19 protein-coding genes are annotated in these 20,870 nt (G+C 37.9%); 5 read left to right on the top strand and 14 right to left on the bottom strand.

Features of this window, described 5'->3' with window-relative positions; all coding sequences use genetic code 11:
- Positions 1-107: 107 nt before the first annotated feature.
- Positions 108-1,619, top strand: coding sequence for a peptide MFS transporter (locus tag NXS11_RS05810; RefSeq protein WP_259199737.1), 1,512 nt, complete (start codon positions 108-110; stop codon positions 1,617-1,619).
- A gap of 226 nt (positions 1,620-1,845) precedes the next feature.
- Here the strand turns inward: NXS11_RS05810 and NXS11_RS05815 are convergent, their stop codons facing one another.
- The 13 genes from NXS11_RS05815 to NXS11_RS05875 all read right to left on the bottom strand — a co-directional run bounded on the left by NXS11_RS05815 (position 1,846) and on the right by NXS11_RS05875 (position 17,306).
- The gene (locus NXS11_RS05815) at positions 1,846-2,373 is read right to left on the bottom strand and encodes a 5' nucleotidase, NT5C type (RefSeq protein WP_259199738.1); all 528 of its coding nucleotides are present in this window, start codon (positions 2,371-2,373) and stop codon (positions 1,846-1,848) included.
- A 79-nt stretch (positions 2,374-2,452) separates the two neighbouring features.
- Entirely contained in the window at positions 2,453-3,502 is a 1,050-nt protein-coding gene (gene hisC / locus NXS11_RS05820) for a histidinol-phosphate transaminase (protein ID WP_259199739.1), read from the bottom strand.
- Between the two features lie 263 nt (positions 3,503-3,765).
- A complete protein-coding gene (locus NXS11_RS05825) occupies positions 3,766-5,280 on the bottom strand; it encodes an ABC transporter permease/substrate-binding protein (RefSeq protein WP_259199740.1) in 1,515 nt (504 codons plus the stop codon).
- Complete coding sequence (locus NXS11_RS05830) at positions 5,280-6,236, bottom strand: ABC transporter ATP-binding protein (RefSeq protein WP_259199742.1); 957 nt, start codon at positions 6,234-6,236, stop codon at positions 5,280-5,282. Before NXS11_RS05830 ends, NXS11_RS05825 begins: the two co-directional genes overlap by 1 nt.
- Before the next feature lie 292 nt (positions 6,237-6,528).
- Positions 6,529-8,307, bottom strand: coding sequence for a DNA helicase RecQ (recQ, locus tag NXS11_RS05835; RefSeq protein WP_259199744.1), 1,779 nt, complete (start codon positions 8,305-8,307; stop codon positions 6,529-6,531).
- A gap of 10 nt (positions 8,308-8,317) precedes the next feature.
- Positions 8,318-10,195, bottom strand: a complete 1,878-nt coding sequence (locus NXS11_RS05840) for an ABC-F family ATP-binding cassette domain-containing protein (protein ID WP_259199746.1) — start codon at positions 10,193-10,195, stop codon at positions 8,318-8,320.
- Between the two features lie 251 nt (positions 10,196-10,446).
- Entirely contained in the window at positions 10,447-12,381 is a 1,935-nt protein-coding gene (ltaS, locus tag NXS11_RS05845) for a polyglycerol-phosphate lipoteichoic acid synthase LtaS (protein ID WP_259199748.1), read from the bottom strand.
- 661 nt (positions 12,382-13,042) lie between these two features.
- Positions 13,043-14,047 carry a 5-oxoprolinase subunit C family protein gene (locus tag NXS11_RS05850; protein WP_259199749.1) on the bottom strand — a complete coding sequence of 335 codons (1,005 nt, stop codon included), beginning with the start codon at positions 14,045-14,047 and terminating at the stop codon, positions 13,043-13,045.
- A complete protein-coding gene (locus NXS11_RS05855; RefSeq protein ID WP_259199752.1) occupies positions 14,047-14,727 on the bottom strand; it encodes a 5-oxoprolinase subunit B family protein in 681 nt (226 codons plus the stop codon). Before NXS11_RS05855 ends, NXS11_RS05850 begins: the two co-directional genes overlap by 1 nt.
- Before the next feature lie 14 nt (positions 14,728-14,741).
- Positions 14,742-14,882, bottom strand: a complete 141-nt coding sequence (locus NXS11_RS05860) for a hypothetical protein (protein WP_259199754.1) — start codon at positions 14,880-14,882, stop codon at positions 14,742-14,744.
- Between the two features lie 93 nt (positions 14,883-14,975).
- On the bottom strand, positions 14,976-15,578 hold the full coding sequence (locus tag NXS11_RS05865) for an aminotransferase class IV (protein WP_259199756.1): 603 nt from the start codon (positions 15,576-15,578) through the stop codon (positions 14,976-14,978).
- 5 nt (positions 15,579-15,583) lie between these two features.
- The gene (locus NXS11_RS05870; protein ID WP_259199758.1) at positions 15,584-16,729 is read right to left on the bottom strand and encodes a chorismate-binding protein; all 1,146 of its coding nucleotides are present in this window, start codon (positions 16,727-16,729) and stop codon (positions 15,584-15,586) included.
- Positions 16,713-17,306, bottom strand: coding sequence for an anthranilate synthase component II (locus NXS11_RS05875; RefSeq protein ID WP_259199759.1), 594 nt, complete (start codon positions 17,304-17,306; stop codon positions 16,713-16,715). The genes NXS11_RS05870 and NXS11_RS05875 overlap by 17 nt, the downstream gene beginning before the upstream one ends.
- A 378-nt stretch (positions 17,307-17,684) precedes the next feature.
- Between NXS11_RS05875 and queC the strand changes: the two genes are divergently transcribed.
- From queC to tssO, 4 genes are all read left to right on the top strand, one after another.
- On the top strand, positions 17,685-18,350 hold the full coding sequence (queC, locus tag NXS11_RS05880) for a 7-cyano-7-deazaguanine synthase QueC (RefSeq protein WP_259199761.1): 666 nt from the start codon (positions 17,685-17,687) through the stop codon (positions 18,348-18,350).
- Complete coding sequence (gene queD, locus NXS11_RS05885; protein WP_259199763.1) at positions 18,350-18,778, top strand: 6-carboxytetrahydropterin synthase QueD; 429 nt, start codon at positions 18,350-18,352, stop codon at positions 18,776-18,778. Before queC ends, queD begins: the two co-directional genes overlap by 1 nt.
- The gene (gene queE / locus NXS11_RS05890; protein ID WP_259199765.1) at positions 18,779-19,495 is read left to right on the top strand and encodes a 7-carboxy-7-deazaguanine synthase QueE; all 717 of its coding nucleotides are present in this window, start codon (positions 18,779-18,781) and stop codon (positions 19,493-19,495) included. It abuts the gene before it with no gap.
- A gap of 80 nt (positions 19,496-19,575) precedes the next feature.
- Complete coding sequence (gene tssO, locus NXS11_RS05895; RefSeq protein ID WP_259199766.1) at positions 19,576-20,274, top strand: type VI secretion system TssO; 699 nt, start codon at positions 19,576-19,578, stop codon at positions 20,272-20,274.
- 331 nt (positions 20,275-20,605) lie between these two features.
- On the opposite strand, the gene NXS11_RS05900 is transcribed toward tssO, so the two are convergent.
- Positions 20,606-20,863, bottom strand: coding sequence for a GlsB/YeaQ/YmgE family stress response membrane protein (locus NXS11_RS05900; protein ID WP_259200057.1), 258 nt, complete (start codon positions 20,861-20,863; stop codon positions 20,606-20,608).
- Positions 20,864-20,870 lie beyond the last annotated feature (7 nt).

A 20,870-nucleotide genomic window follows, 5' to 3' on the forward strand; every position in this document is an offset into this window, starting at 1 on the left:
TTAATACAGACAAATTGTTATATATGACTTTTTCAGAATTTTCTTGTTAAAAATAGTTAATAGGTTTAAAATAGTTTTAACTCTTTAAAAAGGAAAGGGGAAGTATTATGAGCAAACATTACACAAAGGAAGAAATTCTGAATAGTACACCACGTACGGGTTTCTTCGGGCATCCCAAAGGGTTAAGCACCCTATTCTTTACAGAGTTTTGGGAGAGGTTTAGCTATTACGGCATGAAAGCCATATTAGCTTACTACATTTATTACTCTGTAGCAAAAGGTGGCTTTGGCCTTGATCAGGGTGTTGCACTACAAATCGTCTCTATGTATGGGGCGTTAATCTATATGAGTGGGGTTATCGGTGGATGGATAGCCGATCGCATCATCGGTACACGTCATGCATTATTTTATGGCGGTATCTTAATTATGATAGGGCATATTTTATTATCATTACCTAATAACTTTGCCCTTTTATTAGCCGCGTTATTCTTTTTGATTATCGGTACAGGACTATTGAAACCAAACATTTCATCAACAGTTGGTTTGTTGTATGAAAAAAATGATCCACGTATGGACTCTGCATTCACAATCTTCTATATGTCTATTAACCTTGGTGGTTTATTATCACCATTGATTATTGGTTGGACACAAATCAATATCGGATTCCATGCAGGTTTTGCTATTGCTGCAGTCGGTATGTTCTTCGGCTTACTTACTTATTTCATTACCAACAAAAAATATTTAGGTTTAGCAGGATTAGAAGTACCTGATCCATTACTGAAAGAAGAAAAAGCCAAATTCATTAAAATTACATCTATTGTCGTTGTTTTAATTGCTGTTGTTTGTGTTGGTCTATACATGATTGATCAACTTACAATTGGTAACCTTGCAACCTTTGTCACATTATTAGGTATCGGCTTGCCATTGTTCTACTTTATTAAAATGATTGCAAGTAAGAAAACAGCAGATTATGAACGCAAGCGTGTTTTTGCTTACATACCACTTTTTATTGCATCTGTTGCATTCTGGATGATTCAAGAACAAGGTTCAACAGTATTGGCACAATTTGCTGATACAAAAACACAGTTAGACTTAGCAAAAGTAACAGGGGGTTTAATTGATTTCCATATTCCACCAGCGTGGTTCCAATCACTTAATCCTCTATTCATCGTTGTACTTGCACCTATTTTCTCAATTTTATGGGTAAAACTCGGTCGTTTTAATCCACCGACAGTTGTTAAGTTTGCAATTGGTGTATTACTTGCCGGCGTGTCTTACTTAATCATGGTAATTCCATTATCAAGTGGCACAGAATTGATTAACCCATTCTGGTTAGTAGCAAGCTTCTTAATTGTTACATTAGGTGAGCTGTGCTTATCACCAATCGGCTTATCTACAACAACAAAGTTAGCGCCAGAAGCATTTACAGCTCAGATGATGAGTGTGTGGTTCTTGTCTAATGCAATGGCTCAAGGTATCAATGCACAGATGGTTACAATTTATACATCTATTAGTTCTAATCAATACTTCTTGTACTCAGGAAGCATTGCACTTGTAATTGGTATCTTATTATTCATTGCAACACCTTTTATTAAAAACTTAATGCAAGGTGTTAAATAACATCACATATAAACAAGCACTTTCCCTTTTTTGCAGAGAAAGTGCTTGTTTATATCTATGGTAGAAAGATAATGATAAGTACCTAGTTTTTATATTGTACTCCACCTAAATTGAATGCGCTGGTTTCATTTAGCGTACAGTCTTTATGATTGTGCGCTTTTTGCATACTAAAAGGCGGAATAGCTCATCATGCCATCCCACCACAAAAATGTTGAACCTGATATGATTATTTTAAAAAGTATGCTTCAACTTCACGCCAATTGTTGAGACGTTCAAAGTCTGTATTGCCATGATTATGTGGCGCACTAAACATTAATGGTTTACCTTTGAATATGCTCAACTGTTTAGGATTATCATCGATTAAATAATCTGTTGCTGCGATATTCTTACGCCCACAAAAAACAAAATGTTGTGGATCTAAAAATGGAAAATATGTACGTAACCATTCGTACTTGTCGTGGAATGAAGTCGGAACATCCATAGCTGCTGTGACGATATATACATCATAGTGTTCATTCAACTTTTTAACGACTTCTTGTGCGTCTTGTATCACGTCTAAACGTCCAAAAAAGCCATCTTCTAATAAAATTTCACGAATCACTTTCGCATGTTCAGGCATCACATCATAAATCTTCTTACCTGCTATATCTTCTGGCGTCACATTCGAACCTGTTCGCTGATTGAATTCTACTAAAATCGCACTTAACGTATCCGCTAACACTTCATCCATATCTATACCTATTGACTGTCTCATGCTATCGCTCCTTGTGCCATTCATAACTACCGCTATTTATTATAGCAAATTATACCTACCACTTCCTAACACACAACATCTAAAATTGTTCTAACACTTGTCGGACGGTTTCATTTTGTTCTGGAAAACCAAACGTAATACGCACACCATTTGGAAACGCACGTGCAATAATCCCAGCTTTAAGTAATGCTTCATCTAGTTCAGAAACACGTTCCGTCTCTACAAAGACAAAGTTCGTTTGTGTCGGATACAATTTCAGTGTTGTCTTTACATCATTGAACTTCTCACGTTCTTTCTGGTTCAGTGCCACTGTTTGCTTCAAGTAATCTTGATCTTGGAATGCGGCTAATGCGGCTTGTTCTGATAAACACGTTGTATTAAATGGTGGGCGAATAACATTAAGTTGTTGTGCTAATGGTAGTGGTGCAATGATATATCCGATACGTATGCCTGCAAGTCCATATGCTTTAGAAAATGTGCGCAACATTGCGATATTATCATATTTTCTCATTAAGGCAATCGTATCAGGATAATCGTCTACCGTTACGTATTCTGCATAAGCTTCATCAAATAAAATCGTCACATGACTTGGCACTTTTTGGATAAATGCTTCAATTGCTTCAGCTGAATGATACGTCCCAGTTGGATTATTAGGATTACAAATCCATACGAGTGCCGTCTCATCATCAATTGCATCGGCAATCGCATCCAAGTCATAAGCCCCCTCTTTTAAAGGAACTTGAACAATATTAGCATCTTCAACGACGGCATTATGGAAATATTGACCGAATGTCCCCTCACTTGTAACAATCTTATCTCCCGCACAAATCAAAGTACGTGAAATAATAACAATCATTTCATCTAAGCCTGCACCAAAAACAACCTGTTCTGGCGTGACCTGATAATATTCTGCAATAGCAGCCTGCAAGCGTGGTGCATTCGGTTCAGGATACAAATACAAGTTATCTACATGTGCTTTAATCGCCTCTTTCGCTTTAGGCGAGGGACCATAAACATTCTCATTCGATGCAAGCTTATGTAATTCTATCGTAAGTCCTAGTTTTTTCTTCAACGCTTCAGGCGACAAGCCAGGTGTATAAGCACGTAATTGTGCAATTTGTGACTTCATAACTACTCCTCCATTTGTTTCTGAAAATTTAAAATATGTTAATTATTATAACTATTAAAATAGAAAATAGCTAGTATTGGAAGTGAAACAGAAAACTTATTTTCTAAAAAGTTTATGTAATTCTCACCAAAACTGAAAACTCTACTCTTAAACACTAATAAAAACAGGCGTGAAAATGTATTTTCACGCCCTTAATCACTTTGGAATAGGCGCTCTATAAGAGTCCTCATCCCAATGATGTAAACCACCATCTATTTAAAACTTTAATCAATGATATGATGTTTTTTCAAATAATCTTTAGCAACGTCATACGGACGCTCCCCTTTTTCCGCCACACGATAGTTCATATCTTGCATCTCTTCATCAGTTATTTTTCCTTCTAACTTATTCAAAGCTTTTACGATGTCAGGGTGTTCCTTTAAAAATTCTTGTTTGAATATCGGTGCACCTTGGTAAGGTGGAAAAATGTGCTGATCGTCTTCTAACACAACCATATCATATTGTTTCAATTCTGCATCTGTTGCGTATGCATCAATTAAGTTAATTTCACCTTTTTCAATAGCCTGATATCTCAACTTAGGCTCCATTGTTTTCACATTCTTAAAATTCAAATCATAAGCCGATTGTACTTTTGGGTAACCATCACTACGATCATTAAATTCGAGCGTAAAACCTGGCTTAATTAGACTTTCTACTTGTTTTAAATCACTGATTGTTTTCAAATCATGTGCTTCTGCAAACGTTCGTTTCACTGCTAACGTATACGTATTGTTATATTGCATTGGTTTTAACAGTGTCATATCGTATTTTGACTCTAAACTCGTACGTGCTTGATGATAGACTTCCTGGGCATCATTTGACTTCGGTGTTTCTTTAGTCAGTTCTCCTAATACAGTCCCTGTAAACTCCAAATAGCCATCGATTTCATCTGCTTTTAACGCATTGAAGAGAAAAGAAGTTTTGCCCATGCCATCTTTGACATCAACATTATAATCCGTCTCTTGCTCAATAATTAATTTATACATATTTGTAATAATGGACGGTTCCGTACCTAACTTACCTGCAATGGTTATTTCATTGTCTTTGTGCGCCAACATAGGGACAATTGTCACACTTAACATAATGAATAATACAACCGCTAAAGTCACGAACATTTTACGATATGATACATGGCTAAGTATACGTAATAAAATATCAAATAAAATAGCAAGCAATGCAGCTGGAATGGCACCAATTAAAATAAGTGATGTATTATTGCGATCGATTCCTAATAGTATAAGATCACCTAATCCACCCGCACCAATCAAGGCAGCAAGTGTCGCTGTTCCAATAATCAAAACCATCGCTGTACGAATACCAGCCATAATAACAGGCATTGCTAACGGCAACTCCACACGTATCAGCCGACGTGCAGGCTTCATACCTATTCCTTTCGCTGCCTCAATTAATGAACTATCGACACCTACAATCCCCGTATAAGTGTTGCGTAAAATAGGTAACAATGCGTATATAACAAGTGCAATGACAGCTGGTACCGTACCAATACCAAACAATGGTATCATTAAACCAAGTAATGCCAATGAAGGAATTGTTTGTAATACAGCTGCAATATTAATAATTGGTTCAGATAATTTGGGTGTTTTCGTCAATAAAATACCTAATGGCATACCGATTAAAACAGCAATCAACAACGCAATAAATGACATTTCGATATGCTCCAGTAAGGCACCTAACAGCTCGCCTTTTCGTTCAGCAAATGTTGATAACAATGTATTCATCATGCATCACCTGCTTTGCTTTGAGATAAGAAGCGAAAAATATCTTCCCGTGCCAAACGCCAATACTCTGTGTCAACTTCCACGATGACCGCTTCATGCGTTGCCAATTCACGATATACATCACTTACAGCATCGGCATGATGCACAACAGGTAAATGCATGGCTTCTTCAGCAGATATCTGCTCGCCTGCCAATTCAGCAATTTTGCCTAATGAACAATGATTGAGCACAACACCCGTTAAATTACCAATAAATTCGCGCACAAAATCATTTTTCGGATTTTTTACAAAGTCATTGGGTGTGCCAATCTGTTCCACACGACCTTGATTCAATAGACAAATGCGATCTCCCAATTTGAATGCTTCTTCAATATCATGGGTCACAAAGACAATTGTCTTATTAATTTTGCTTTGTAACGCTAAAAGATCATCTTGTAGTTTCTCTCGTGTAATCGGATCTAATGCACTGAAAGGTTCGTCCATCAATACGACAGGCGGATCCGCTGCCAGCGCACGTACAACACCCACACGTTGCCGTTGTCCACCTGATAATTCACTTGGCATGCGATGACGAAATTGCTGTGGTTCAAGACCTACCATCTCTAATAATTCATCTACACGTGCATCTATGGTTTGTTTATCCCAATGTTTCATCAATGGGACTTGCGCAATATTGTCCCGAATGGATAAGTGTGGAAATAAAGCAATTTGTTGTAATACATAACCCATATCCCAGCGCATCTCATAGACAGAGTAGTCACTAATAGGCTTGTCCTTAAAGTAAATATAGCCTTCAGACAAGTCAATCAATCGATTAATCATCTTCATCGTGGTTGTTTTGCCTGAGCCTGATGGTCCAATAAGGACAAAAAACTCCCCTTCTTTCACTTCTATATTCACGCTATCAACAACTGTTTTGTTGCCATAGCGTTTGGATACATTTTCAAACTTTATCATCGTCTCACTACTTTTCATTTTTTACAGTTTATACGTATCAATTACCCTACATATACAACTATTATCATTATTTAAGCACATTTTCTAAAAAAAATAATCTTTTTTGTTTGATAACAGTGTAATATTTAATTAGAAACAATTTGACATAAAATAACTGGTAGACATTGTGGCTAAGAAGTATTAAAGATTGCGCGCTCTGTGAAGCGTTATACTTCTTGAATGCTGACATACCATTGCGCCATAGATGTACAAATGGTATCTCCCCACTGTTTTCTACCAGTATCTCGTAATATTATGATATTGTTTTATAGTCTTGAATTGCTTCTAAAAAAGCAGGACAGTAATGTTTTAGTTTATAACTACCAACACCTTCAATTTGAATCATTTCTTGCTTCGTTGTCGGTTTACGCTTGGCAAATGCTTCCAGTGTATAATCTGAAAAAATGTTCACTGGTGGCACGTTGATTTGCTCACTTAATTGTTGACGCGTTGATACTAGGCGTTCAAACAACTTGCGATCGACACCCTCAACTGTATTAATATTAACCGCTTCTTTTGATTTACGACGAAATGGTGTTGTATACACACGCATATCTTCTTTCAATATTTGTTTCACCGTATCATCACACAACAAAATATCATCTTGTGCATTTAAATAACCTTTAAAGCGTAATTCATCAATCAAATGATGTAATTCTCCTGTTGTATAGTCTTTCATAATGCCATATGTAGAAAGCTCTGCATACTTTTGATGTTGAATATAGTCTGACCGTTCCCCACGCAATACTTGAATAACCGTTTGATACGATTCATTTTGGGCTAAACGGGCAACACAACTAATAATTTTTTTCGCCTCTTGTGTCATATCATATGTTTTATTTTTAGCGATACAGTTGTTACATTGTCCGCATTCTTCAAGACGCTCATTCGGTTCAAAATAATGTATCAGTGTCGCCTCCAAGCATTGTTTCGTCTTCGTATACTGAATCATCTTCGTTAGTTTTTCGCCCATCTTCTCTTGATAATCGCCGTCTGCCTTGGAAGCTGTAATAAAATATTCCTGCAAACCAATATCACGGTCACTAAACAATAATATACAATCGCTTTCTAAACCATCGCGTCCAGCACGTCCAGCTTCTTGGTAATACGACTCCAAGTCTCCAGGCATATTATAATGAATCACAAAACGCACATTAGACTTATCAATACCCATACCAAATGCATTCGTTGCCACTACAACACGTGTACGATCATATAAAAAATCATTTTGTGCAGTTTCTCTTTCTTTTGCTGAACGTCCCGCATGATAATAAGTAGCCAAAATCCCTGCCTCTTCCAATGCATGGTATAAGGTCTCCACTTGTTTGCGAGTTGCACAATAAACGATGCCAGATGCTTGTGCATGACGTTTGATATAGTCAATAACAAACTTTTCTCGTTGATACGTTGGATTTACTTCAAATAACAAATTACGTCGCTTGATACTCGTTTTAACTACATGTTGTGCTTGAATATGCAAACGCTGCATAATATCTTGTTGTACTTCTGCAGTAGCTGTCGCCGTTAATGCAAGAATCGCAAACTTCTGAGGCAATGCCAATATGGTATGAATCACTTCCTGATAACTCGGACGAAAATCATGCCCCCATTTAGAGATACAATGTGCTTCATCAAATGCAACGAGTGCAATTGGAAGTCGGCGTAACAATGCTACAAAACGCTGTTGCTGTAAACGCTCAGGTGCAATATACAAGAACTTTATCTGACCTTTGCACAGTTCAGCCTCAATCTCTTGCTGTTCACGAACACTTTGACTGCTGTTCAAAAAAGCTGCGGAAATACCCATTGTTCTAAGTTGATCTACTTGATCCTTCATCAAAGCAATCAGTGGGCTAATAACTAAGGTAGTCCCTTCTAACTTAAGCCCAGGAACTTGGTAACAAAGAGACTTCCCGCCACCTGTTGGTAAAACACCCAAAGTATGATGTTCTGCCAAGACATGCGAAATTATTTCTCGCTGTCCTGGTCTAAAATGTTGGTATCCGAAATAGTACGATAGTATCTCTTCCATGCTACCCCTCTTATTGTTCTATAATTTCTTCTAACTCACTCCAACGTGAAATATCTTGTTCATACTGCACTTCTAACGCTGTACGCTCTTCGTTTAATGTATGAATCGTAGCATAATCTGCCTGTGCAGCTATCATTTCTTCATCTATTTCTGACAAGCGTGTTTCAGCTTCATCAATTCTCGTCAGTAACAGTTCATACTCACGTTTTTCTTTGTAAGATAAACCACGTTTTTTTGGCTTTTTAACAACCGGCGCACTTGCTTTCTCTTGGATAACTGCAGCGGATGCCTCCAACTCTTTTTTGTAAGCAAGATAATCTTCAAAGCGCCCTAAAATCATATCGACTTGACCATCATGTATATACCAGTAACAATCGACAATCTTATCTAAGAAGTAGCGGTCATGGCTCACTGTAATGACTGTCCCACCAAACGTCTGAATATAGTCTTCAAGAATTGTTAACGTCTCAGTATCTAAGTCATTTGTAGGCTCATCCAATAACAATACATTCGGCTGATGTACAAGTAAACGCAACAAATATAGGCGTTTTTGTTCACCACCTGATAGCTTATATACCTTTTTCCCATGTGTTTGTGTTGGAAATAAGAACTGCTCTAATAATTGTGTAACAGAGACTGTCGTCCCATCTTTTTGTTTCGCCACTTCTTGTTCTTCACGTAAAAAGTCAATCATACGAATATCTTGATTCAAACGCTCATCTGTTTGTTTAAAATATGCGACCTTCACCGTCTGTCCAACTTTCAACACACCTGTATAATCGGTTTCTTCACCGGCTAATATATTCAACAAAGTCGTTTTTCCTGCACCATTCATTCCAACAATGCCTATCTGTACACCTTTTTGAATAATCGTTGTTAGATGCTCAAACAGTGTACGTCCATTGATGGCTTTACCGATATCTTCAAGCTCAAATACCTGTTTGCCAAGTCGTGAATGCGCCAGATTTAACGCCCCTTTTTCTTGTGTGTGATGTGATTTCACTTCTTGTTCTAATGCTTTAAAGCGCTCTTGTCGTGCTTGTTGTTTCGTCGTTCGCGCTTTAACACCCGCACGCATCCATGCTAACTCTTGTTTAAATAACGCACGCTGTTTCGTTTGTTGACGTGCCACAACCGCCTCTTGTTCAGCACGCATCGCAATATATGCTTCATAGTTACCAGGATAAGATGCTAACTTACCGTGTTGTAACTCTACGATACGTGTCGCTACTTCATTTAAAAAATAACGATCATGCGTCACAAATACTACCGTTTTAGGATAAGCCTTTACAAAGTTAATCAGCCAGTGAATGGATTCAAAGTCCAAATGATTGGTCGGCTCATCCAGCAACAATAAATCCGGTTGCTCAATCAATGTACGCGCCAATACAACACGCTTTTGTTGTCCACCCGATAATTCACCGATACGCTTCGTTGTGTCATGAATTCCCAGCTTGGACAAAATCGTCTTAATCTCTGCACTATAATCCCATGCTTCTAACATATCCATCGCTGACTGTGCCGACATCATCTCTTCTAATGCTTTGTCTGTTTGGTGTTCAGCATACATTGCCGTCGCAAGTTCGTATCGTTTGATGGCACGTAATGTTTCGGTATCCGCACTATACACAACATCATAGACTGTCATCGCATCGTCCATAAATTGTTGTTGTGAGGCATAACGAATGCGATACTGTTTTGGGTGTGTCACATCGCCATCAAAATCTTCATCTATTCCTGCAATCACTTTAAGTAATGAACTTTTTCCTGTACCATTTATCCCTACTAAACCAATGCGTTCTTTATCAGAAACTGTAAATTCTAAGTCATCAAATATCACTTTATCCGCAAATGATTTGTTCAAGTGTTCAATTTTATAAGATGCCATCAAACATACTTCCTTTTATCCCATAGATTTACTCAACTATCTCTGTTGATCTTATATCAGTTCTAACTATTATACATTCTTTTCTATCCAAATGATACAAGGAGACCTGTTCTGTAATAGATTACATCGTCACATTCCTGAAGGTGGTATTTTATCATTATCTATTCACCACAAAAGCTGCACATCCCTTTAAAAAGCGACTGGCTTTGCACATCACACTATGCAATAACCAGTCGCTTTTCTATGTGACTCTATTTTTGACCTTTAGAGCCCGCTTCATATTTATATTTTGTTGGATCAATTTTTTTGAAGTCTGGATTTTTATAGAATCTGAATAAGTCGCCATTCAAAATTTTATCAGAAACTTCAAGGTCTGTTTCAACCTGTTGCTTCATTTCTTCTAAGTTAGATGGTGGTGTCTCCATTGGTTCATTATCTTCGTTGCTGTACACCTTGCCATTCACATATTTATAATTTTTCGTCACGAAGTCACCATTACGGAATGGTACAACTTCTTGGTGATCTTTAGACAACATATCTGTACCTAACATCAAGTAGTTTGATGTATCTATACCAAGTAAATGAAGTAATGTTGGCATGACATCAACCTGACCTGCGTATGTTTCATCTACTTTTGGTTCCACACCTGGCGCTTTAATCCAGAAACCTGTTTTATTCAAGTCATTAAACTTCGCTGCCGTGATTGGCTCACCTAACAACTCGCTCATCGCTTTGTTATGATTTTCTGAAATACCGTAGTGGTCACCGTATAAAATAATCACGGAATCTTCATACAAACCACGTTCTTTCAAATCATTAATAAATGCTTCAACCGCTTCGTCTAAATAGCGTGCCGTTTGGATATAACCATCTACCGTATTATTACCTGTATCGCTTTTCGCAATCGTCGCATCTTCTTCACTCAATGTGAATGGATAGTGATTCGTCAATGTGATTAAGTGTGAATAAAACGGTTGTTTTTCTTTGGCTAAATATGATACTGATTCTTTGAAGAACTCTTTATCTTTTAACCCTAAATTCTCCAAATTCTCAGGTGACATATCAAAGTATGTCGCATCATAAAACTTATCAATACCAAAATGTCTGTATACTTGGTCTCGATTCCAGAATGTCTTGTAATCCCCGTGCATGACATTCGTTGTATAACCTTGCTGTTGATGTAAAATCGCTGGCAATGATTGGAAAGTGTTATCTCCCTTTAACGAAAAGGCAGAGCCCTGCGGCAGACCATACAAGCTGTTATCCATTGTAAATTCTGCATCAGAAGTCTTCCCTTGACCTGTTTGATGATAGAAATTCGGATAGTATCGGAAGTCATCTTGACCTGATGACAATTTGTTTAAAAATGGCGTCACTTCTTCACCATTGATTTTTTTATTGATTAAGAAAGTTTGAAAGCTTTCCAAGTGAATTTTAATGACGTTTTTTCCTTTGGCTTTACCATAGTATGCTGGATTCGGTGTTGTATTTTTTTGTTTTGAGTAGTTCAACACTTCTGTTAAATCATCTTCAGAAGCAAGTGCTTTTTGCTGATTATTTTCAATCGTTTTGACCCCATCATATACAGTAAAATTATAAGGTCCCAAATATTTCACTAAATATTTATGGTCAAAGGTACGAGTTAATAACTGCGGACGATCTGTTTCTGCAAATGCTAAATTCAAAAAGAACAGTGCAATTGCAGTTGCCATAACAACCGGCACAAACTTCTTATGGAAAACTTGTTTACTCAACCATTTTTGTTTGAAAATCAACACAAATAAGTAAACAAATGTATCTAAGAAGTACACGAAGTCATACCATTGAAACGATGCACTGACCGCACTCCCCATGGAATCCACATTGCTCACTTGGTTTAACGTACTAAATGTAATAAAGTCTGAGAAGAAGCGGAAGTACACAACATTGGCATAGAGTAAAAATGTCAATAAAAAGCCACCAATGAACATGAACCAATATGCTTTTCTACCTTTAAAAAATAGAAAGACACTCAGTATCAACGCTACCAAGCTATATGGATTCATCAATAATATTAAGTTTTGCACAAGTCCTTTAACACCAAGCGACAAGTCCACGTAATAAGCAAAGTACGTCTTCAATGAAATAGTGACTATTGTCAGTAAGAAAAACGCAAAAATCCCTATCTTTTTATTTTCTTTTTCCATGTGTGTTCCCCCGTTATTTATTTCAGTTCGTACTCGATTTCTAGTTATCCATTAAATTCAAACAATAAGTTAATTGTTTTGTAATCTTTTTGTAACATTCAATATAAGTTCAGTACAACAATATATACGAATTGGTGACAAATTTCAAGTAATAACCGCTAAATTGGTGTGTATATACCATGAACTATTTATTTTTGCAATTATGTTGTGGAAAACCACTCATAATATCTACTATATAAAATTTTTGCACGCTTGTATTCAGCCTTGAGTTGTACATCGTCCATTAGGTTCTACATCTTTTATGGTGGCGTGACATGAATAAGTCATTCTGCCTTTTTCTTTTAGTATGCCAAAAGCGCACAATCACTATGGACTGTACGCTAAACGAAGACATCTATTCAACTTAACTGAAATTACATTATAAATAAAACTAGGTACTTATTATTATCTTTTTACCATAGAAGCAGAACAGACCTTTTTTGATATTGTCGAAACACTATTATTATAGTTGGTGTAAACTGATATATAGTTTCCTAAGGGCTGGGATATTAACAGAAAACGCTATCCAAAGTAAGAAAATGTTGTAAAAGGCAGTAGCTGAACGGAACGAAAAATATACTTTCCCCATCTTTTTTCGCCCACGCTCCCTCTCTTTCCTTTACTACTTCATTATTTCTGCTTGCATGCGATATTCAATACCGGCAAAAAACTGGCGACACCATTGATGATAATTCACTAAATTACGTTCTGCTTGTTCAATATCGATCATTTGGAACTTCACCTTAGATCCTTGACGTTTTTGTGCTAATTTTGATAAGTGATATGTTGCGATAGTTCCAACTTGTGGATAGCTCCCCAGTGTATAATGGTCGTTTAACAACACAACCGGTGAACCATCTTTTTTGACTTGGATCGTTCCTCGCTTCACTGAACGGTGTGGTGGCATGCCTTCAAAATGTGCTTTAATAGGTAATCCTTCCAATACAATGCCCATACGGTTTGCTTTACTCGTCACACTATATTCTTGTTGCGTAAAGTCTCTCAAACACGCCACATCAAAGTCTTCTGTTCCTTTGCTCGGTATCACATGAACAACATCAGATAAATAATTGAATGACAGCGTATAACCATCTACACCCCATCGTGTTGTACGCGTTTCTCGTAAATGTTCGAATAGCTTTCGATGTCTCTTAGTATATGCACGTTTTAGATTAATTTCATCTCCGGCTTTGACAGCACGACCTTGCAATCCTCCCATTTTCGAGATGATGTCCGTCGACACAGATCCTAGCCACTCATCAAGCTCATAACCCCCTGCCACGGCAAGATATACACGAGCCCCTCTTCTTAACTCATCAAAACTAAGAACATCTCCCTTATTCATCAAATAAAGCTTATTAATCTTAATCTGCATATCGTCTGTATGCGCAATAGCTTGTGCTCCAGATAGTGCAATCAACGTTGGTTCTGTAAAGCGAATCCGCGCCATACGATTAGTCATTTCCAATGTTGCTTCATTCGGATCATTACCTACCAGGCGGTTCGCAATTTCGTGTGCAAAAACATCTAGTGCCCCACTGCGAATAACTCCCTTATGTTCATAACCAGAGCGTCCAAAATCTTGAAAGCTAGAGAAAAGCCCACTTTCTTCAATAATAATACTCATCATGCACCACCCCCTTCTCGTAATACATCAAACTTCACATGATCGCCCAGTGAGATAAGTGCAAAGTCTTTTTTGGTCGGATCAAATAATTTAAGGGGTGTCCAACCAATTACTAGCCAATCTTCATATGTATCTGTCGTTGTAATACCACATTTGTTATTTTCTAAGATGACAGATCCTGCTGGAATAAAACGTTTTTCGGCTGCGGTATGATTCACAACAATACTTGTATCTACTCCTGATAAATATGGAAAGCCCGGAGAATATCCCATCATTGACACAAAATAATCAGCTGCTGTGTGGCGCTTAATAAAGTCCGTATCAGTCATCTGAAGTTCTTCCAATAAATCATCAAAATGAGGTCCATATGTCCCACCATAATACATTGGCACTTTGACACAGCGACGTTGCTTTTTCCACTTTTCTTCAGATAAATCAATCTCTGCAATCAATTTCTTCATATATAAAAATGGCGATGCAATATCAAATTGTTTCAGCATCATTTGTGCATCATATGAAATCAACATATCCGTCTCCGTTGGTACAATTTCGGTTATAAAAGGATAATTTTGTTCATTTAAATAGTGTCTTAACACAAGCAAACGTTGCGTTGCTTTCTGCGTCACTTGACCACGTAAAGAAACAACGATTGCCTGATCGCCTTGACTATAGACTTTCATTCATTTCACCTCATTTACGATTCATTATAAAACATTTTTAATACTAAGGTCATCTGCTCTACCAAATCACCTACAAAATAATAAATGATAATCGCTTGTACAACAATCACAACGACCATCCAAAGATACGCTAAAATTCGCTGTTGCCGTTTCAAACACCTAAGACAGACAAATCTTCCCAACCATAATAAAAAAACAAATAATGCTATTTCAATCATGATTACCATCACTTAACGCTCACAACCTTCTTATTGGAAGTACACTGGAACCCACTCTCGTAAACTATTAATCATCCATATTTTATCATGCTTTTCAATAGCTTGTGTAAACATCTCTATTGTTATATCCGCCTCAATAATCTCTCCATTTTCTAATAATGATTGACGCATGCAGCCACGTAAAAAATCATCATTATAGTGTGGTGTACAAAGCTGATTGTTGCACTTAATCACTAAATTACCAATATCAAATTCTAATAACTTACCATGCTGATCATGAAATAACACAGTATCCGTTTGATGATTGTGTTGCAAAAAATCGCGCTCAGAAGTTTTATTAACTCGTTGCCATTGTGGTGTATCATCAGCAATTTGTACAAGGCGTGCTGTCATCCATGCCTTATCCGCTAAAGTGCCAACTTCAGCCGTTAATGTGCCTGAAGCTGATAGTATCACTTTTAAACGATGTACTCCGTTCACCTGCGTCTTCTTTGCCTCATCTATTAACTGTTGCCATTTCATTGGTGAAAAAACAAACCCTAACGCTTGTGCAGAACGCGCCATACGTTGGTAATGGTATGTTTCACGTGGAATCTCTCCCGCTTCTAGGCGCATTGTTTCGAATAATTGCACGTTTATCACCCCTTTAAAATTAGCGTTTTGTCCTGAAATTCATTGTATTCTTGTTCAGGATCCGAATCAATCGTAATACCCGCACCGACACCGTAAACTAAGCGTGAGTCTAATTGTTGTATGGTTCGAATGGGTACATTGAACACTGCATTACCTTCTGGGTGCAACAGGCCAATCGTCCCACAGTAACAATGACGTGGCGTTGATTCCAAACGTTGAATGATGGACATCGTATTCACTTTTGGTGCCCCAGTAATCGAACCACATGGGAATAACGCCCCTAACAAGTCATTCAACGTCGTCTCTTGTGCATCGATTGTTCCGAGAACCATCGTCGTCATCTGATACACCGTCGGATATGTCTCAATTGCACACAATGCCCCTACACGTACCGTGCCTTGTTGCGCCACACGTGCAATATCGTTGCGCAATAAATCGACAATCATAATATTCTCCGCACGATCTTTGGCAGATTGTCGCAATGTTTCATAATTTGCTTGATCTTCTGCTGCTGTCTTTCCTCGTGGCATTGTCCCTTTCATCGGCTTGCTCATCACTGTACATTCGTCTCCATCGAAAACTCCGACTTGGAAAAACAATTCTGGTGAAATAGACGCAATTTGTAAATCTTCCGTATCTATGAGTGCCGTATAACTACCGTTTGCTTGTTGTGTCAGGCGTTCGTACAATGTACCAATCGATGTTGTTGCAGGTGCTTCAAGCCTTGTCGTATAGTTCACTTGATACGTCCAACCATCTACAATTTGACGTTGTATCTCCCGAATGCTCTCTGTAATTGCCTCTTGCGTCTCTATAAACGTGAATGCTGGCATCTCGACCTGTTCTATTAACTTATCATCGTCCAATGTATCTGTATCTACAGGCGCTTCAAATGCATAACATGCTGCATAAATGCCATCAATCGGTGTATATGTCTGAAACTGCGCATTATAGTATGGCGCTGCTTCATACGGCAAATACAGCGCCACATAGTAGCCAGCTGATTGGAGCTTTTCTGCCTGCGCAACAACTTGCCCTACCTTTTCTAATGTATGCGCCACATGTGACACACATGGTTGATCAAACGTATAGCGATACTGTGTCGTATTTTGTTCATCTGTATAATAGGTATAATTAAACTTCACAACCATTTACTGTACCTACCTCACTTAAAAAATTCCATATTTGTGCATGTCCATATTCTGACAAAATGGACTCTGGATGGTATTGTACTGCATAAATTGGCAAACTTTCATGTGCTACTGCCATAACGATATGGTCAGTGTTCATTGCAGTTACTGTTAAAGGGGCTTGAATACTCGTTGGTTCCGCCATTAACGAGTGATAACGCATGACATTGAATGACGTAGGTAAGCCTTTGAAAAGTTGTGACCCATCGTGTGTAATGCGTGTCGTATGTCCATGTACTGGAAACGGAGCATGCACAATCTCTCCACCATAATACGTCACGATTAATTGAAACCCTAAACATACACCTAATATCGGTATACGTTGTTCAAAATGATGTAGTACATCTTGTAGTATCGGATAGTCTGCCGGCGCACCAGGTCCTGGAGAAATGACAATCGCAGCTGGTTGCAGTGCCTCTAACCTAGCTATCGTCACCTCATCCACGTCAATCACCTCAACGTGATGCACACTTTCCGTTTTCAAATAATCCACGATATTATAAGTAAATGAATCTTTATTATCAATCATTATAATCATCTGTTTTGCCTCATTTGTACTGTAATATCTCTATTATCACAAATGTCTCTTCAATTGACAAAAATGAGCCATACATCTCACTTTTGCCATTCTAAAAATTGACTTTTCCACGCATTACACACAGCGAACAGTTGATTTCTCACGCTAGATACGTTACATTAATCAACGTAAAACAATCATGCAGAGGTTCCTAGCGTATATTAACCCTCTATAAAAAACTAGACTGTCTGTATCCGTCTATGTTTATGGGGACGGACTTTTTTTATTTTTGTACGTCAGCTGTTCATCATATGATATTTTGAATTTATATGAAATAGCACCTTAAGCCCCCTTTCCAAAACCGCTCGGAACGCTCACAATTCAAAGGAGCGACACATTATGTCCAAGGCACTCATGCAAGAAAAAGCACTTGTTGTCTTTAGTGGTGGGCAAGATAGTACCACTTGCTTATTCTATGCAAAACAGCATTTTAAAGAAGTTGAATTGGTCACGTTTGAATATGGACAACGCCATGCTAAAGAAATTGACGTAGCTAAAACAATCGCACATGACCAAGGTTTGAAACATCATATTTTAGATATGTCATTATTATCACAACTTTCCCCTAACGCACTGACATCAGATATTGATATTGATACAACAGATAGTATCCCGAACACTTTCGTACCAGCACGCAACCTACTCTTTTTATCTTTTGCTGGTGCACTCGCTTATCAAATCAATGCGAAACATATCATTACAGGTGTATGTGAAACGGACTTCTCAGGCTACCCAGACTGTCGTGATCAATTCATCAAATCAATGAACGTGACAATGAGCCTAGCAATGGATCGTGACTTTACTATCCATACACCTCTCATGTGGCTTGATAAAAAAGAAACATGGGCACTCAGCGACGAACTCGGCGTATTAGATTATATTCGTACACAAACACTGACATGTTATAACGGGATTATTGCTGAAGGTTGCGGCACATGTCCTGCCTGTCAACTCCGCCAACGTGGCTTAGAACAATATCTCAATGAAAAAGGAGCGTCTAAATAATGATGCAACAAATTTATCCAAGCGTTGCGCACCCCTATACATTTGAATTAAACAAAGATTTTAATTTCTCAGCAGCACATTTTATTGCAGCGCCAGAAGCAGGAAAATGTATGCGCACGCATGGTCATACTTATTTCGTCAATTTGACAATCTGTGGCGACGCACTTGATGACACAGGGTTTTTGATTAACTTCAGTCACCTAAAAGCTTTAATTCATGATCAATTCGACCATTATTTATTAAATGACCTGCCACTATTTGAAGGTAAAAGCCCTTCAACTGAAGTGGTTGCACAAACCATTTACGAGATTGTTGCCGACCATTTGGCAGATCTACCTCACGCACCAAAATGTTTGCAAGTCTTTTTACGTGAAACACCCTCCAGCTATGTGGTTTATCGTCCAAAATATGTTAAGGAGCAAATGTAAATGACTGCGAAAATACCTGTCCTCGAAATTTTTGGCCCGACAATTCAAGGAGAGGGTCAAGTTATTGGTCGTAAAACCATGTTCGTACGTACAGCAGGCTGTGACTTCCGTTGTAGCTGGTGCGATTCAAAATTCACATGGGATGGTTCCATGCGTGATGAAATTGAGTTGCTAAGCGCAGAAGAGATTTGGCAACGCTTGAAAAACATAGGTGGTGATTGTTTCGATCACGTCACTATCTCAGGGGGTAACCCAGCATTACTCAAAAACTTACAGTCGTTTGTTGACCTGTGTGACACTCGAGGGATTCAGCTCGCACTCGAAACACAAGGAACCAAATTTCAACCATGGATGTATCAAATACACAATTTAACAATTTCACCTAAACCACCAAGCTCTGGTATGGATCAAGACTTAGCACAATTGGATACCGTCATTGCACAATGTCGCCCGTCATCACTCAGTCTCAAAGTTGTTGTATTCGATGAAGCAGATTTAACTTTTGCACAAACTATTCACAAGCGCTATTCCGACTTGCCATTCTACTTACAAGTAGGCAATCCTTTTTTAGAGGATGAAGTCGAAAATCATACAGAGCGCCTATTGAATCGCTATGAATGGTTAATCAACCACGTAATGACTAACACTGAATTAAACCGTGTTCATGTTTTGCCACAATTGCATACTTTGTTGTGGAGTAACCTAAAAGGGGTGTAAAATAGGAGCAGGACAGATGCTAAATTTTTGATGTGCTTTCTGTTTCTTTCTTGACAATCTCAATAACTAGGAGTGATATGATGCGACGTACGCAGCATTCTGAAGTTTACCCAAGAGTCGAAAAGATTTTAGATGATGGTACAATTATCGCCTATGATAAGTACAATCAGCTCAATACAGATCTTAATGTCAATACATTAACAGATCAACAACAACATGAAGTTTTTGGCGGCATCCTTATCCAAAATTCTAGGCAATCACAGTCGCATGATTATGAATATCTGCGTCAAAAAGATGCCGAAATTCAAAAAACTAACCGCAAAAACAAATGGTTGCTTGTCGGTTTGATTATTGCGCTATTGGTCATTGGTCTGTTTGTATTCAAATCATGCAACCAAAATGATGTAGATGATACAACAAATCAAGAAACGCAAACAGCTAACAACGAAAACAATACACAAGAAGAAGCATTGCAACAAAAAGATGCAGCATTACAGCAACAGATTAAGGATACACAAGATAGCATTGCATCTAATAACAACGAATCACAAAGCAAAATAGATCAGCTCAAACAACAAATTCAAGACTTACGAAATAGTATCGATACCAAACAAGCTGATAAGGTTGCTAATCAATATGAAGATACTATCGATAAGTTGCAAGAAGCTGAAAACGAACGACAAAATGGCAACCTAGATAAAATGCAAGAACAGTTAGATAAAGTAAATTCTAAGCTTGATGAAATTACACAAAAAATTAATGACTGGTTGAACAACTAACTGTAAAAAATGTTGTTCAACTTCTGTGGTGAAAAAATAATGATACTTATCTTGTAATTCCAGATAAGACGAAATAGCCACTTTTATTTAGCGTACAGTCCGTTGTGATTGTGCGCTTTTTAAATATCATCGTTTCTTAATTGCTCACTTACCAAGACGCATTATGTCTCCTTTAATTTGAGTTTCGGCATTTAAAGTAATAGAGGCATTAGCACTTGGCATACTAAAAAAGGCAGAATGACGCATCATGTCATCCCACCACAAAAGATGTAACACCGAAAAAAACACGCCTATACCCATGCATAGCGCGTGTTCTCATCTATAGTAACCTTTATTTTTTACCGCGAAGTTTACCTAAAACAAGTGAAACAACTGCGATGAAAATAATTGAGCCAAGTAATGCTGGGAATACATCTACACCACCGAATGATGGGCCCCAGTCACCAAAAATCATACCGCCGACCCAAGAACCGAGTAAACCAGCGATAATATTACCTAAAATACCACCAGGGATATCTTTACCTAAAATTGCTCCGGCAGCCCAACCAATGAGACCACCTACTATTAACATGACAATAAAGCCCATTATAATAGCC

This window comes from Staphylococcus americanisciuri (assembly GCF_024814435.1).
Taxonomy (GTDB): domain Bacteria; phylum Bacillota; class Bacilli; order Staphylococcales; family Staphylococcaceae; genus Staphylococcus; species Staphylococcus americanisciuri.

Excerpts from the sequence above, each read along its gene's own strand:
- NXS11_RS05810 (WP_259199737.1), top strand. The coding sequence starts at position 108 with ATGAGCAAACATTACACAAAGGAAGAAATTCTGAATAGTACACCACGT.
- NXS11_RS05815 (WP_259199738.1), bottom strand. The coding sequence starts at position 2,373 with ATGAGACAGTCAATAGGTATAGATATGGATGAAGTGTTAGCGGATACG.
- hisC (WP_259199739.1), bottom strand. The coding sequence starts at position 3,502 with ATGAAGTCACAAATTGCACAATTACGTGCTTATACACCTGGCTTGTCG.
- NXS11_RS05825 (WP_259199740.1), bottom strand. The coding sequence starts at position 5,280 with ATGAATACATTGTTATCAACATTTGCTGAACGAAAAGGCGAGCTGTTA.
- NXS11_RS05830 (WP_259199742.1), bottom strand. The coding sequence starts at position 6,236 with ATGATAAAGTTTGAAAATGTATCCAAACGCTATGGCAACAAAACAGTT.
- recQ (WP_259199744.1), bottom strand. The coding sequence starts at position 8,307 with ATGGAAGAGATACTATCGTACTATTTCGGATACCAACATTTTAGACCA.
- NXS11_RS05840 (WP_259199746.1), bottom strand. The coding sequence starts at position 10,195 with ATGGCATCTTATAAAATTGAACACTTGAACAAATCATTTGCGGATAAA.
- ltaS (WP_259199748.1), bottom strand. The coding sequence starts at position 12,381 with ATGGAAAAAGAAAATAAAAAGATAGGGATTTTTGCGTTTTTCTTACTG.
- NXS11_RS05850 (WP_259199749.1), bottom strand. The coding sequence starts at position 14,047 with ATGAGTATTATTATTGAAGAAAGTGGGCTTTTCTCTAGCTTTCAAGAT.
- NXS11_RS05855 (WP_259199752.1), bottom strand. The coding sequence starts at position 14,727 with ATGAAAGTCTATAGTCAAGGCGATCAGGCAATCGTTGTTTCTTTACGT.
- NXS11_RS05870 (WP_259199758.1), bottom strand. The coding sequence starts at position 16,729 with ATGGTTGTGAAGTTTAATTATACCTATTATACAGATGAACAAAATACG.
- NXS11_RS05875 (WP_259199759.1), bottom strand. The coding sequence starts at position 17,306 with ATGATTATAATGATTGATAATAAAGATTCATTTACTTATAATATCGTG.
- queC (WP_259199761.1), top strand. The coding sequence starts at position 17,685 with ATGTCCAAGGCACTCATGCAAGAAAAAGCACTTGTTGTCTTTAGTGGT.
- queD (WP_259199763.1), top strand. The coding sequence starts at position 18,350 with ATGATGCAACAAATTTATCCAAGCGTTGCGCACCCCTATACATTTGAA.
- queE (WP_259199765.1), top strand. The coding sequence starts at position 18,779 with ATGACTGCGAAAATACCTGTCCTCGAAATTTTTGGCCCGACAATTCAA.
- tssO (WP_259199766.1), top strand. The coding sequence starts at position 19,576 with ATGCGACGTACGCAGCATTCTGAAGTTTACCCAAGAGTCGAAAAGATT.